This window comes from Leptotrichia sp. oral taxon 221 (assembly GCF_018128245.1).
Classification (GTDB): Bacteria; Fusobacteriota; Fusobacteriia; order Fusobacteriales; family Leptotrichiaceae; genus JABCPH02.
In genome coordinates this window covers 294,931-310,290 of sequence record NZ_CP072378.1, presented here as the reverse complement: position 1 = coordinate 310,290, position 15,360 = coordinate 294,931, and the positions used below count along the sequence as shown (strand labels likewise).

Sequence of the window (15,360 nt, the reverse complement as noted above, 5' to 3'; positions counted from 1 at the left end):
AATATTTTTTATAAATATTAAAGAAAAAGACCAACTCAATTTTTTAAGTTGGTCTATATAACACTTTCCAAAGTTCTATAAAAAAAGTTTGGCAATTTCCTATTTTCCCTAGATAACTCTAAGTATCTTCGGCGTAAACAGACTTAACTACTGGGTTCGAAATGTAACCAGGTGTATCCCTGTCGCTATTGTCACCAAACTTAAAACTTAATAAAGACAATGAGAAATAAATAGTACGGTAAAAAGAATATTAAAAGCTTTCGTAATATTAGTACTGGTCAGCTAAATATATCTCTATACTTACACCTCCAGCCTATCACCACCTGTTCTCGATGGATACTAAAAGAACACTCATCTCAAAGTGGGCTTCTCACTTAGATGCTTTCAGCGATTATCCCTTCCAAACGTGACTACTCAGCCATGCCACTGGCGTGACAACTGATACATCAGAGGTTTGTCCATCCCGGTCCTCTCGTACTAAGGACAGATCTTTTCAATATTCTAGCGCCTGCAGTGGATAGGGACCGAACTGTCTCACGACGTTCTGAACCCAGCTCGCGTGCCTCTTTAATGGGCGAACAGCCCAACCCTTGGGACCTTCTCCAGCCCCAGGATGAGACGAGCCGACATCGAGGTGCCAAACACTTCCGTCGATATGGACTCTTGGGAAGTATCAGCCTGTTATCCCCGGGGTAGCTTTTATCCGTTGAGCGATGGCCCTTCCATACGGAACCACCGGATCACTAACTCCTACTTTCGTACCTGCTCGACCCGTCAGTCTCGCAGTCAAGCTCCCTTATGCGTTTGCACTCTTAGGTTGATTTCCATCCAACCTGAGGGAACCTTTGAACGCCTCCGTTACTCTTTTGGAGGCGACCGCCCCAGTCAAACTGCCCACCTAGCACTGTCTCCGATACCAGATTAGAATTTCAACAACATATGGTTGGTATTCCAACAGCGACTCTGTAACAACTGACGCCATTACTTCATAGTCTCCCAACTATCCTATACACACATTGCCAAAACCCAATGCCAAGCTACAGTAAAGCTCCACGGGGTCTTTCCGTCCTACTGCAGGTAGTCGGTATCTTCACCGACATTACAACTTCACCAGGCCTCCAGCCAAGACAGCTCTCAAATCATTTCACCATTCGTGCAGGTCGGAACTTACCCGACAAGGAATTTCGCTACCTTAGGACCGTTATAGTTACGGCCGCCGTTCACCGGGGCTTCAATTCGGATCTCTCAATCCTCCTCTTAACCTTCCGGCACTGGGCAGGTGTCAGCCCATATACGTCGCCTTTCAGCTTAGCATAGACCTGTGTTTTTGGTAAACAGTTGCTTGAGACTCTTCACTGCGACCTATTTCCCCTTGAAGTGTTTCTCTTCTCAAGTAATATAGGCACCCCTTCTCCCGAAGTTACGGGGCTATTTTGCAGAGTTCCTTAGCTAGAGTTAGCCTGTCGGCCTTAAGTTTCTCACTCTGTCCACCTGTGTCGGTTTACAGTACGGGCACTTAATTTCCTCCTTAGAAGTTTTTCTTGGCAGTGTAGGATTTGTGACTTACACCAAGAGGTGCTTACCCATCAGTTCTCACGTTTAAGCATACGGATTTACCTATATGCTCACGCTACTTCCTTAGAAAGGCTAAACCGTCAGCCTTCTCACATACCTTCCTGCGTCACTCCATCAGTAAAAACGTTAATTAAGTGGTATAGGAATATTAACCTATTTTCCATTCGCCTGCGCTACTTAGCCTCGGCTTAGGTCCCGACTTCCCCAGGGCGGACAAACCTTCCCCTGGAAACCTTGGACTTCCGGCCGGCGGGATTCTCACCCGCCTTCTCGCTACTCATTCCTGCATTCTCACTTCTGATACCTCCAGCAGGCCTTACAGCCTGCCTTCATCGGCTTACAGAACGCTCTCCTACCAAGATGCAAAAGCATCTTCCACAGCTTCGGTTTATGTCTTAGCCCCGTTACATCTTCGGCGCAGATACTCTCGACCAGTGAGCTATTACGCACTCTTTTAAGGTATGGCTGCTTCTAAGCCAACCTCCTGGTTGTCTGTGAATATCCACCTCCTTTCCCACTTAGACATAATTAGGGACCTTAGCTGGTGGTCTGGGCTGTTCCCCTTTTGTCCACGGACCTTATCATCCATAGACTCACTCCTAATCATTAATATATGGTATTCGTAGTTTGCTTGATTTCGGTAAGCAATACGCCCCCTAGATCATACAGTGCTCTACCCCCACATATCTTAAAATTAAGGCTGCACCTAAATGCATTTCGGAGAGAACGAGCTATCTCCTAGTTCGATTGGCTTTTCACCCCTAGACCTATCTCATCTCCCAACTTTTCAACGGCGGTGAGTTCGGTCCTCCACTAAGTCTTACCTTAGCTTCAACCTGGACAGGCCTAGATCACTAGGTTTCGCGTCTATGACATACGACTTATCGCCCTATTAAGACTCGGTTTCCCTTCGGCTCCATTCTTTTTAACCTTGCCATATATCATAACTCGCAGGATGATTAACCAAAATCCACGCAGTCACTCTTGCGAGCTCCTACCGTTTGTAAGCACACGGTTTCAAATTCTATTTCACTCCCTTACTCAGGGTTCTTTTCACCTTTCCCTCACGGTACTCTTCTCTATCGGTCAACAAAAGTATTTAGCCTTACGTGATATGGTCCACGCTGATTCACACCAAATTCCTCGTGCTTGATGCTACTCGGGTGCTTTAAGTTTCACTAATAGTTTTACGTTCTACAGGACTATCACCTTCTTTGGTCCAGCTTCCCAGCTGTGTTCCACTTACTCTACTAGTAAAATAACTTTATGGCTATCAGTCTATTAAAGTCCCTCTACCCCATATACACAACGTCGCCAACTTACATGTATATGGTTTAGGCTATTCTCCGTTCGCTCGCCGCTACTTAGAGAATCGTTTTTACTTTCTTTTCCTCCCGTTACTTAGATGTTTCAGTTCACGGACTTACCTCTTTCGTATATGTGATTTACACATATAGGTTTTCCCATTCGGACATCTTGGCATCAAAGGTTATGTGCACCTCTACCAAGCTTTTCGCAGCTTATCACGTCCTTCATCGGCTTTTGTTGCCTAGGCATCCTCCGTGTGCCCTTAATAGCTTTTTATTCTAACTCTAACAGTTTTCCTGTTTTCATTGTAATCTTTTTACCTACTATTCATTTCCCATTGTCCTTATGCTAGAAGAAACATAATCCAAACAGATTTAGTATTTATATACTCCTTAGAAAGGAGGTGATCCATCCGCACCTTCCGGTACGGATACCTTGTTACGACTTCACCCCAATCACTATCCACACCTTAGGTACCTTCCTCCTTACGGTTGAACCAGTAACTTCAGGTGCAAACAACTCTCGTGGTGTGACGGGCGGTGTGTACAAGACCCGAGAACGTATTCACCGCAACATTGCTGATTTGCGATTACTAGCGATTCCAACTTCATGAAGTCGAGTTGCAGACTTCAATCCGAACTTAGATTGGCTTTTTAGTTTTGCTCCACGTCACCGTTTTGCTCCTCTTTGTACCAACCATTGTAGCACGTGTGTAGCCCAGATCATAAGGGGCATGATGACTTGACGTCATCCCCACCTTCCTCCTGCTCTTCGCAGGCAGTCTAGTTAGAGTCCCCAACTTAATGATGGTAACTAACTATAGGGGTTGCGCTCGTTGCGGGACTTAACCCAACATCTCACGACACGAGCTGTCGACAGCCATGCACCACCTGTCTCTACGTTCCCGAAGGCACGGCCTGTTCTCACAGGCCTATGTAGGATGTCAAGATCTGGTAAGGTTCCTCGCGTTGCGTCGAATTAAACCACATGCTCCACCGCTTGTGCGGGTCCCCGTCAATTCCTTTGAGTTTCAACCTTGCGGTCGTACTCCCCAGGCGGATTACTTATCGCATTAGCTTCGGCACAGACACTCTTCATGCCCACACCCAGTAATCATCGTTTACAGCTAGGACTACCAGGGTATCTAATCCTGTTTGCTCCCCTAGCTTTCGCACTTCAGCGTCAGTTGCTGTCCAGTGGACTATCTTCATCATCGGCATTCCTACACATATCTACGAATTTCACCTCTACTCGTGTAGTTCCGTCCACCTCTCCAGCACTCTAGATATACAGTTTCAAAGGCAAGCTTTGAGTTGAGCCCTAAGTTTTCACCCCTGACTTGTATATCCGCCTAGATGCCCTTTATGCCCAATAATTCCGGATAACGCTCGCGACATACGTATTACCGCGGCTGCTGGCACGTATTTAGCCGTCGCTTCTTCTGCAGGTACCGTCACTTTCTTCTTCCCTGCTGAAAGCACTTTACAATCCGAAAACCGTCTTCGTGCACACAGAATTGCTGGATCAGAGTCTCCTCCATTGTCCAATATTCCCCACTGCTGCCTCCCGTAAGAGTAAGGGCCGTATCTCAGTCCCCTTGTGGCCGTTCATCCTCTCAGACCGGCTACCTATCTTCGTCTTGGTGAGCCGTTACCTCACCAACTAACTAATAGGACGCAAAGCTCTCTCTTAGCATCTCTTTTCATTAAAGCTTCATGCGAAACTTTAATAATATCTAGTCTTATCAGTCGTTTCCATCTGTTATCCCAGACTAAGAGGCAAGTTCTTTACGCGTTACTCACCCGTCCGCCATGGTTATCACGGTGCAAGCACCGTTTCCCCATTGACTTGCATGTGTTAAGCATTCTGTCAGCGTTCATCCTGAGCCAGGATCAAACTCTTCATTCAATATTTATTTTCACCTTTTAAAGTCTTATTGACAGGAACTTTTTATTATTAAAAGTCCTTATTTATCACATCTTTCATGGTATATGCTTCTTCTATTTATTTGTTTATTGTACATGATACATTTTCGTATCGACAAGAAATATTATATCAAAAACAAAAAAAATTGTCAACTACTTTTTTTGTTTTTTTCAATAATTTTTATTTTTTAAGATTTTTTATTCTCCAGCCATTCTTTTTGATTTTTCTGTACAAGCAACAACTGCTTCTATCAAATTTCCACGAAAATTACCATTTTCCAAAGCTCTTACCGCTTCGATTGTTGTTCCACTAGGAGAACACACTTCATCTTTTAACTGTCCAGGATGTTTTTCTGTTTCAAGAAGCATTTTTGCTGAACCTAATACAGCTTGTGATATGATTTTGTAAGCTTTATCACGAGGCATTCCTTCTAAAACACCTCCATCGGCAAGTGCTTCCATAAACATATACACATAAGCTGGTAATGAACCACTAATTCCAGTATATGCATGCATCAATTTTTCTTCGATTTCAATACTTTTTCCAAAACTGTTTAATAATTCAAAAATTGTTTTTTTCTCATTTTCTAAAATATTTTTATTGAAACAAACTGCTGTCATTCCTTCTAAAACTTGTGCTGGAGTATTTGGCATTGTTCTAACAATTTTTTTATCTGCTCCTAAAGTATTTTCCAATACAGAAATACTTATTCCTGCTGCAATTGTCAAAATAATTGTATTTTCTTTTACATTTCCTTTCAATTTTTCTAAAACACTTGGAATTATATGAGGTTTTACTGCCAAAATGACAATATCACTATTTTCAACTAATTCTTTCTCACTGCTTAAAGCATTAACTTCATATTTTTCAACTAATGTTCTCACTTTTTCTTTATCTAAATCAAAAATATTTATATTTTCACTTTCTACAAATTTTGAAATAGAAATACCTTTGATTATAGAACTTCCCATATTTCCTGTACCTATAAATCCTATTTTCATTTTTCCTCCTTCTCAGTTTTTTACAATAGTACATTTTTCTAAAATTCTAATAAATATACCCGAACCTATTTGAAATCAAACTACTAAAATTGTATAAATTTAGATTTTAAGTAAGTAACCATAACTTTTAAGTTTAGCTTTAAAGTAGTTTTACTATAATTTCAGATTTAAAAATTATTCTCTAATTTGTCCATTTCCGCGGATTACATACTTAGTTGTTGTTAATTCTCTTACACCCATAGGCCCACGAGCATGTAATTTTTGTGTAGAAATTCCAATTTCTCCACCAAATCCAAATTCTCCTCCATCTGAAAATCTTGTTGAAACGTTTAAATAAACTGCTGCTGAATCTACTTCATTTAAAAATTTTTCTGCATTATCAATGTTTTTGGTCATGATTGAATCTGAATGATGAGTTCCGTGTTCATTTATGTATTCTATAGCTTCTTCGACATTATCTACTAATTTCAACGACATTATCATATCCAAATATTCTGCTCCAAAATCTTCTTCTGTAGCTAATTTCAAATTTTCCTTGTGATCAAAATCAGTATTTTTCACTATTTCATAAGCCTCTTCACTATATCTCAACTCAACCTTATCTTTCAATAACATTTCTGTCAATTCTGGTAATATTTTTTCAGCTATTTTTCTATGAACTAAAACTGTTTCAATCGAATTACAAGTACTTGGTCTTTGTGTTTTCGCATTTTCTATTATTGGAAGCGCCATTTCAATATCTGCACTTTCATCAACAAAAATATGGCAAACTCCTGCTCCTGTTTCAATTACAGGAATAGTTGCATTTTCAATTATAAATTTTTTCAGTCCTTTTCCGCCTCTTGGAATTAAAACATCAATAAATTTATCTAAAGTTATCATTTCTTTTACTAATTTTCTATCTGTTTTTTCAATTAATTGAACTGAATTTTTAGGTAATCCAGCTTTTTCTCCAACTTCATTAAAAAGTTTATTTAGATAAATATTTGAATTTATTGCATTAGATGAACCTCTTAAAATTACTGCATTTGACGATTTTATTGAAAGTCCTGCTGAATCAATTGTTACATTCGGTCTTGATTCGTAAATCATTCCAATTACACCAAGTGGAACTCTTTTTTTGGCAATCGACATTCCATTTTCATGATTCCAACCTGTCAAAATTTCTCCAATTGGATCAACAAAAGCTGCAATTTCTCTTAAACTTTGTGCCATCCCTTCAATTCTACTGTCTGTCAATTCCAATCTATCCAACAATGCAAAACTCAATCCAGACGCTTTTCCATTTTCCAAATCAATTTTATTCGCTGCTTTAATTTCATCCTTTTTATTAATCAATTCGTCTGCAATCGCCAATAAAGCTCTATTTTTCGTTTTTGTATCTAATGTCAACAACTTTTTTGACGCAATTTTTGCTTTTTCTCCAAGTTCTTCTATATAACTCATATTTTCCCTCATTTCTCATTTTTTAATTTATATATATTTTTTTATTTTTTTACTACAACATTATCAATATGAATCACTGCATCATCATATTTATAACCTAAAATTTCTTCAATATTTTCACTTTTAACACCTTTTATAAGATTAATTTCTTCTGCCGAATAATTTGAAATTCCTGTTGCGATAACTTTTCCTTCTAAATTTTCGATTTCAATAACAGCTCCTTTATCAAAATTTCCTTCAACTGATTTTATTCCAACAGATAATAGGCTCTTACCATTTTTCAAGGCTGTTTTTGCACCATTATCAATTGTTACTACGCCTTCTTTGTTAGGACCGTAAGCAAGCCAATATTTTTTCAAGCTGATTTTTTTATTTTTCTTCACAAAAAGTGTTCCAATATTTTCTTTTTCAACAATTCTAGTTATGTTTCTAGGGTCGTCTCCACTTGCAATAACTAAACTTGTTCCTATTTTTGTTACCATCTCTGCAGCAACAATTTTTGTAATCATTCCACCAGTTCCAAATTTTGAGCCTTCTGCTCCTGCCATATTTTTTATGTCTTCGTTAATGTCTCCAACCATATTAATTAGATTAGCATCCTCATATTTTCTAGGATTTTTATTATAAAGCCCATCAATATCCGACAAAATAATCAATAAATCAGCATCAATCAATCCTGAAACAAGTGCTGACATCGTATCATTATCACCAACCTTTATTTTTAAAGCATTTGATACAATCGCATCATTTTCATTTATAATTGGAATAATCTTTCTTTTCAAAAATGCGTTACAAACGTTTCTCATATTCAAATATCTTTTTCTATTTGAAAATTCCTCTTTTGTCAACAAAAGTTGCCCAATTATTTTGTTATGTTCTTTAAAAAGCGTCTGATAAATCTGCATAAGCGAAACCTGACCAACAGCTGATAACATCTGTTTTTCTGCCAATGTTTTAGGTTTTTCATTTATATTAAGAAGTCCCATCCCAGCACCAACTGCTCCAGAAGTTACAAGTATCACGTCATATCCCTTATTTTGCAAATTACTTAGTTCCATTACAATTTTTTTTATTTTATCAATATTTAAACGTCCATCTTCAGTCGTAAGGGTCGATGTTCCCACTTTTACAACGACTCTTTGAACATTCTCTAATATTTCTTCTCTCTTATTATTATTTTTCATTTTTTTCTCCTGTTCAAACATTTCTATATCATACTTCCTTGATTCTAGCTAATTTTTTCGCACCCAAACAGCGATTTTTTCAGCTTTTACTCTAAAATCACCTTTTCCTTCTTCATTAATCACAACATCCTCAAATCCACTTCCAGTAACTTCTTGCCAAATTTGTCCAGCTCTTTCTCTTCCAACTTCTACTTGAATTTCACTATCATAATCAGAATTTGAAAGTACCGCAACACAACCTGTCCATTCATCTTTACCAGTTCTATGAACCGCAACTACATTTGGATTATCGAAATAATTTATTTGGTCTCCGTAAGCATTGTTTTTTCTCACTTCTAAAAGTTTGTCAATTATCCATTGATGTGGACTTTTTTCACCACCTATACCGTAATAATTTCCATAAAATAGGCATGGATATCCATCTTTTGCTAATAAAATCAAAGCATATGCATGTGGAACAAACCAATCTTCAATTTGTGATTCTAAAGCACTACCTCTTTGTGAATCGTGATTATCTACAAATGTCACAGCCTCTAACGGACTTGCAGCAACTATCGTATTATCAAAAATTCTTCTCAAATCATAATCTCTTCTATTTTTTGATGCTTCAAACATATTGAAATGCAGTCCAACATCAAATAAATCAGTTTCATAACCAACATTGTTCAAATATTCCTTCAATTTCCCCAAATCATTACGCCAATATTCTCCCACAGAATAAAAATCTTCTCCATAAGTCTCTCTTATTCTCGTCAAAAATTCTGCCATAAATTCATCATTTATATGTTTTACGGCATCCATTCTAAATCCATCGATTTTCAATTCATTCACAACCCATTTTCCCCATCGAATTATTTCTTCACGCACTTCTGGATGTGAAAAATCAATGTCAGCGTTCATTAAATAGTCATAATTTCCCAATTCAGAATCTACTCCCTGATCCCAATTCTTATTATCTCCAACAATTTTATAAATTCCATTTTTTCCAGTCCGATTATCGTAATCAACACCATCAAAAAGAGTAAAATTCCACTTAAACGCAGAATACTTATTGTTTCTTCCAGGAAAAGTGAATTTCGTCCATCCATCAATATCGAATGGTGCTGATATTTCCACATTTCGATTTTCAGGATCAACTTCTATTGCTAAAAACGTTTCAGTTTCATCTGCTCCACCTTTATGATTCAAAACAGCATCCAAATAAACTTCAATATCGTATTTATGCAATTCTTCAATCGCCTCAATCAATTCCTGTTTCGTCCCATATTTTGTTCTAACAGTTCCTTTTTGATCAAATTCTCCCAAATCCCACAAATCATAAGCTCCATAACCAACATCAAATTGCGAAGTCCCTTTATATGCAGGTGGAATCCAAACTCCAGTAACACCAATTTCTCTCAAATGTTTTGCATCTTCCTTCAATCTTTGCCAATGTTTTCCATCATTCGGTAAATTCCACTCAAAATACTGTATCATTACTCCATTTTCCATAAAAATCCTCCTTCAATACCCCTAATCTAATTTTATTCCATTTTTTTCAATAAATTCAATTACTTCTTTTAAATCTTCCTCTGTATCAACACCAATCACGCTCGATTTTGTCTCAAGAACCTTTATTTTGTGACCATTTTCCATAAATCTCAACTGCTCAAGTGACTCAATTTTTTCAAGCACCCCTTCTCTCAAATTCTTCAATTCATTCAAAAATTTCGTTGTGTATCCGTAAATTCCAATATGTCTAAAATGTTTAAAATTCTCATTTTTATTACGTTCATAAGGAATTGGCAAACGACTAAAATATATTGCATTCTCATTAAAATCTGTTATCACTTTCACAATATTTGGATTTAAAATTTCTCTTTCCTCACGAATTTCCTGCTTCAACGTAATAATCTCCGATTTTTCATTTCGATAATTATTCGCTAAAATATTAATTGATTCAATATCAATCAAAGGTTCATCCCCTTGAATATTTATTACAAAATCATAATTTTTAAACTCATTTTTATTTATAACTTCAATTATTCTTGAAGTCCCATTTTCATGCTCACTCGATGTCATAACCACATTTCCACCAAAATTTTTCACAGCCTCAAAAATTCTCTCGTCATCAGTCGCCACAACTAACTCATCAATATCTGCATTTTTAGCTCTTTTGTAAACCCACTCAATCATAGAATGTCCACAAATATCTTTTAATGGTTTCCCCTCAAATCTTGTTGAAGCATATCTCGCTGGTATTACTCCTAGTATTTTCATCTCCATCTCCTTTTCTATTTTAAAGTTCTTCTAATTACTGATATTTTCATATTTTTCAAATTAAATTTTTATTACTCTCTATTATGCTTTTTTCAATATTCATTATACCTTATGCAAAAATTTATTTCAAATTTTTTATGAACTATCATATTAAAATGACAGAATAAAAGTATTATATTTAAAATATTATAATATTAAAATAAAAAACGCCAGTTATCTATGTCAAAAGACATTTGCAATCTGACGTATTTTTTATGAAAATTTCTTAAATATTTCAAAATATTAAATTAAACCAAAAGTCACCGTTCTCAATACTTTTTCAAACAAAGTAAGCGCCTTAGAATCTTCTTCTGCTAAAATATCAACATTTTCAACAACTCTTCCTTTAGATAAAACTTCTAATTTACCGATAACATCACCTTTTTTTATTCCATCTTTTCCAGCAACTGTTTCTAAATCTTTTACTCTAAATTTGTAATCAGTCGTATTACTTAATTGATACACGTTTTCAGATAAAATCCCTTTAATTTGTTTTTTCTTAACATTTTTTACTTTGAATTTACTCATTTCTTGACCTTCTTTGTAAATCATTTTTGTCTTTTTCTTGATGTCAATAAATTCTGTTTCTTGATCTTTTGTTCTATCCAAATCACTCTTACTTCCAAGAGAAACTGAAATTATATCTAAATTCCCCATTTTACTAGCTACCATCATATTATATCCAGCTTGAGCATGAAATCCTGTTTTCAATCCATAAATTCCATATTTATCCAACAAATGATTTCTATTATTATAAACCACTTGTTCCCCTCTAGGATTCATTAAAACTAACTCTTCTTCACTTGCCCATTCGCTAATCCTTTTATCTTTAACCGCCGCTTTCGCCAATAAATAAACATCATATGCTGTAGACATATCCATTCCTTTTTTTGTAATAGAAGTTGGCAGTCCAGCTGGTGTATGAAATTCGGTATTTTTCATTCCTAATTCTTGTGCCTTTTTATTCATCAATTTCACAAAATTATCCAAATTCCCTTTCCCAATATGACTAGCTGCCAAGTATGCCGCATTATTTGCAGAATAAATAATTTCTGCTCTCAGCAAATCTTTTAATGCATAACAATCTCCAGGTTGAGCATTTAACCAGCTTCCACCAGTATTAACCGTATCAGATGTAAAACAAACTTTATCACTTAATTTTGCATTTCCTTTATCTACTTGGTCCAAAACAACTAAAATATTCATAACTTTCGTCAAAGATGCAATCGGATGTTTTTTAGTTTCTTCCTCTTTTTTCAACACCTCTCCATCAGTTGTCGCTACAAACTGAATTAAATTACCAGTATATTGAGATTCTCCTTCATTTTCTTTTTCCACTGCTTTAACTACAGGTTTTTTACTATCTATTTGTGCTCTTTTTTTATTTAATTCCTTAGCTTTTTTGTCGTTTAAAATCTTATTTGCTGTTTCGTTTACTGGTTTTGAAGAAACTCTTGATATAATTATCTCATTATTCTCTACTTCATTGTTCTCTATATTTTCATTTTTCACAGCAGATTTGTGAGATTTAGAAGAATAATTCTCTGATTTTTTTATTGATTTTTTCTGCTTTTCATGAATTTTACTACTTCCAGATTCTTTTTTCTTAGAATGAATTTCTTCCCTTTTCACTTCAAATTTTGGTGAACTTTTTTCCTCTCTAACTGTCACTTTCTCAGATGTTGCTGATGTTGAAGCTCCTCCTTCCTCAGAAGTTCCCTCTGCATTTAATAAAACTGCAAATAAACTTGTTGCTATAATTACTTTTTTTAACTTACCGACCATTTTCTTCCTTTCTTCAATTTTTATATATAAATTTATTTTTTTATCTTCTGTAATTGCTCATAATGTTTACAAAAATCCCTAATTTCACACTCTTCGCACTTTGGTCTTCTCGCAATACATTTGTCACGCCCCTGTAATATTAAATAATGCGAATACTCAAACCAATTTTTTTTGGAATAAATTTCATCAATTCCTTTTCTATTATTTCTGGATTATCACTTTTCACAAATCCAATTAAATTCGATAATCTCTTAACATGAGTGTCAACCACAATTCCCTCTCGTATATTCCACAATTCTCCCAAAACAACATTAGCCGTTTTTCGTCCAACTCCAGGCAATTCCACTAGTTGCTCCATTTTATTTGGAATTTTATCATTATATTTTTCCAAAAGCATTTCGGCATTCAATTTAATATTTTTAGCCTTATTCTTATAAAATCCAGTTGATTTTATATACTTTTCAATCGTTTCTAAATCCATTTCTCTAATATCTTTTGGCTCTTTCATAACCTTAAAAAACTCTTTTGTTACAATATTTACTCTCACATCTGTACATTGTGCCGATAAAATCACCGCTACCATCAACTGATATGGCGTCTCAAAATCCAATGCACATTTAGGTTTACCAAACTTATTTTCTAATATTGGAAATATTTTTTTAAATCGCTCTTTTTTTGTCATTTTAACTCCTGTTTTTTTACGTACTCCCTTTTCTAAGTTTTTTAAAAAACTCCCTCTAAAACGTCCTTTTATTTTAACATATTTTTCTCATAAAATAAATAATAAAATTTATAAAATCCCATTATTTTTTTATTTAATTAAAAATTTATTAATTAACTCTATCACAAAAAAATGTAATGGATAAAATAAATAGAAAAAATACTTCATACTCTTCCCTTTTTTTCCATTATACAAAAAAATAAATATTAACGAAAATATCGAATAAAACTGTATTTCACTCAAATCAAATATTTCTGGAAAATATACAATTATTAAATTTAAAAACAAAAAACTGACAAAAATCAATATTTTTCGATTATAAAAAATATTAAAAATCATTATCAACAATATTCCGTATATTGAATAGTCAAATTCAAATTTTTTTGTTATATAAAACAACGAAGCGATTATTAATATTTTTGGAAAAATATTAACTTTTTTTGTGTTCATAATTGTAATAATTAATAAACCTGTAAATAATGTAAAAAATATGTTCATTGGATATTTAGTACTTGAAAAAAATAAAGGTAGTTGTATTACCAAAGCAAGTATCCCTAACCTTATTAAATATAATTTTAAATTTTTTGTATGTCTGTAACCTTCATTTAATGCAAAAGCAAATATTGGAAACGCGACCCTCCCAATAATATTCAGAATTCTTGGACCACCAATAATAAAATAATAGTGATCCAAAAACATTGACAAAATTCCAATTATTTTTAAAATAAATAAACTCATTTTCTATTTATCCTATTTTAAAATCAAAGTTATATTGATTTCAGAATCTTCCAAAGCATTTCCACTAATAAAATTTTTCCCATCAAAATGCAAAATATCTCCTGGAACCAAAATATGTTTTTCTTCTCCATTTAAAAATATTTCCATTTTTCCTTTTAATACAGAAAAAATAATTTCTTCATTTTCATGATTATGAGAAGGTATTTGCTCTCCTAAATTTATCACTTTTTTTACTACCTTGAAATTATTCCCTTTAAACAATAATCCTGCTTTATTTTCCACTGTTCCTAACATTTATATCAACTCCTATTAATTTTTGTTCTGATACCAATTATATAATAATTTTAGTAAAATTTCTATATTTTTTTTATTAATTTTTTTGCATTTTTTTATTTTTTATAAAATCAATTTCCACTAGTATTTTAGCCATTTACAAGCACTTTTTTCATTTTTGCAAAGGAAAAATACACTAAAATCCATACAAAAAATATCTTTTTATCAATTGACTTATAAGTCATTTGAGGTATACTACTGGTACATCAAGGATAACAACAAATCTTTGATAAAAAAATAAAAGGAAAGTTTATAAAGGAAAGGTGATTAACATGAAAAAAATGTTATTAGGATTATTTTTAGTTGCAGGATTAGCTTCTTTCGCTAGTGCTCACAAAATTGAAGTAAAAGGTGGATATGATTTAGGTGGAAAATATAAAATAAAAGATGCTAAAAACAATACTTATATCAAAAATATTGATGAAGATATTGATGCTAAAAGAAATGCTTTTGAAGCAGGAGCTGAATATAGATACGAAGTTACTCCTGGTTTAGAAGTTGGAGCTGGAGTAGCTTATCAACAACATAATGATTTAAAAGATTCAAAAGGTGAACTTTACAATTCAGTACCTATTTACGGAACTGCAAAATATACATTTGACACTCCAACAGTTGTTAAACCATACATTAAAGGAGATTTAGGATATTCTGCTAACACAGATAAAGCTAAAGATGGTTTATACTACGGAGCAGGTGCTGGAGTTAATGTTAATAATGTAAATGTTGACGTTATGTATAAAGAAAACCAAGGAAAATATAAAGCTGGAAACGATAACATTAAAGCTAACTATAAAAGAGTTACTCTTGGTGTAGGTTATAACTTCAATTTAGGACAATAATTTAAAAATCTTAAATGATTGATTCTTAATTATATCTTCAACACAAAAGGAGCTGTTTCATTTTGAGACAGCTCCGATTTTTAATTTTTACACACCTCTACAAAATTATAGTTTCTCTCACATCTGAATTTATTTTATCTAGTAAACTTTCATAATATACTAAAGTCTATTATGATGTCCTTACTATTTTTTACTAAAAAAAACTA

9 protein-coding genes, 3 rRNA genes and 1 pseudogene are annotated in these 15,360 nt (G+C 34.2%); 1 reads left to right on the top strand and 12 read right to left on the bottom strand.

The genetic code is table 11. The features are described from left to right. Positions 1–86 precede the first annotated feature (86 nt). From rrf to J4863_RS01420, 12 genes and pseudogenes are all read right to left on the bottom strand, one after another. A 5S ribosomal RNA gene (rrf, locus tag J4863_RS01475) occupies positions 87–199 on the bottom strand. 49 nt (positions 200–248) lie between these two features. After that, positions 249–3,159, bottom strand: a 23S ribosomal RNA gene (locus tag J4863_RS01470). A 120-nt stretch (positions 3,160–3,279) separates the two neighbouring features. Then, positions 3,280–4,791, bottom strand: a 16S ribosomal RNA gene (locus J4863_RS01465). Together the 16S, 23S and 5S rRNA genes form the textbook arrangement of a ribosomal RNA operon. A gap of 215 nt (positions 4,792–5,006) precedes the next feature. After that, the gene (gene proC / locus J4863_RS01460; protein WP_211618734.1) at positions 5,007–5,810 is read right to left on the bottom strand and encodes a pyrroline-5-carboxylate reductase; all 804 of its coding nucleotides are present in this window, start codon (positions 5,808–5,810) and stop codon (positions 5,007–5,009) included. Between the two features lie 174 nt (positions 5,811–5,984). Further along, positions 5,985–7,256 carry a glutamate-5-semialdehyde dehydrogenase gene (locus tag J4863_RS01455; protein ID WP_211618733.1) on the bottom strand — a complete coding sequence of 424 codons (1,272 nt, stop codon included), beginning with the start codon at positions 7,254–7,256 and terminating at the stop codon, positions 5,985–5,987. Positions 7,257–7,297: 41 nt separating this feature from the next. After that, positions 7,298–8,440, bottom strand: a complete 1,143-nt coding sequence (proB, locus tag J4863_RS01450) for a glutamate 5-kinase (protein WP_147004046.1) — start codon at positions 8,438–8,440, stop codon at positions 7,298–7,300. Between the two features lie 48 nt (positions 8,441–8,488). Then, positions 8,489–9,931, bottom strand: a complete 1,443-nt coding sequence (locus tag J4863_RS01445; RefSeq protein ID WP_211618732.1) for an alpha-amylase — start codon at positions 9,929–9,931, stop codon at positions 8,489–8,491. 21 nt (positions 9,932–9,952) lie between these two features. Beyond that, positions 9,953–10,699 carry a 3-deoxy-manno-octulosonate cytidylyltransferase gene (gene kdsB / locus J4863_RS01440; protein WP_211618731.1) on the bottom strand — a complete coding sequence of 249 codons (747 nt, stop codon included), beginning with the start codon at positions 10,697–10,699 and terminating at the stop codon, positions 9,953–9,955. Positions 10,700–10,981: 282 nt separating this feature from the next. Further along, a complete protein-coding gene (locus tag J4863_RS01435) occupies positions 10,982–12,523 on the bottom strand; it encodes a D-alanyl-D-alanine carboxypeptidase family protein (protein WP_211618730.1) in 1,542 nt (513 codons plus the stop codon). A 32-nt stretch (positions 12,524–12,555) separates the two neighbouring features. Next, positions 12,556–13,205, bottom strand: a pseudogene (nth, locus tag J4863_RS01430) (endonuclease III). A gap of 129 nt (positions 13,206–13,334) precedes the next feature. Further along, positions 13,335–13,982 (bottom strand): TraX family protein, encoded by a 648-nt coding sequence (locus tag J4863_RS01425; protein WP_211618729.1) that lies wholly within the window; start codon positions 13,980–13,982, stop codon positions 13,335–13,337. Positions 13,983–13,994: 12 nt separating this feature from the next. Beyond that, the gene (locus tag J4863_RS01420) at positions 13,995–14,276 is read right to left on the bottom strand and encodes a cupin domain-containing protein (protein ID WP_211618728.1); all 282 of its coding nucleotides are present in this window, start codon (positions 14,274–14,276) and stop codon (positions 13,995–13,997) included. 311 nt (positions 14,277–14,587) lie between these two features. Here J4863_RS01420 and J4863_RS01415 point away from each other — a divergent pair, with 311 nt between their 5' ends. Then, the gene (locus J4863_RS01415; protein WP_211618727.1) at positions 14,588–15,154 is read left to right on the top strand and encodes an outer membrane beta-barrel protein; all 567 of its coding nucleotides are present in this window, start codon (positions 14,588–14,590) and stop codon (positions 15,152–15,154) included. Positions 15,155–15,360 lie beyond the last annotated feature (206 nt).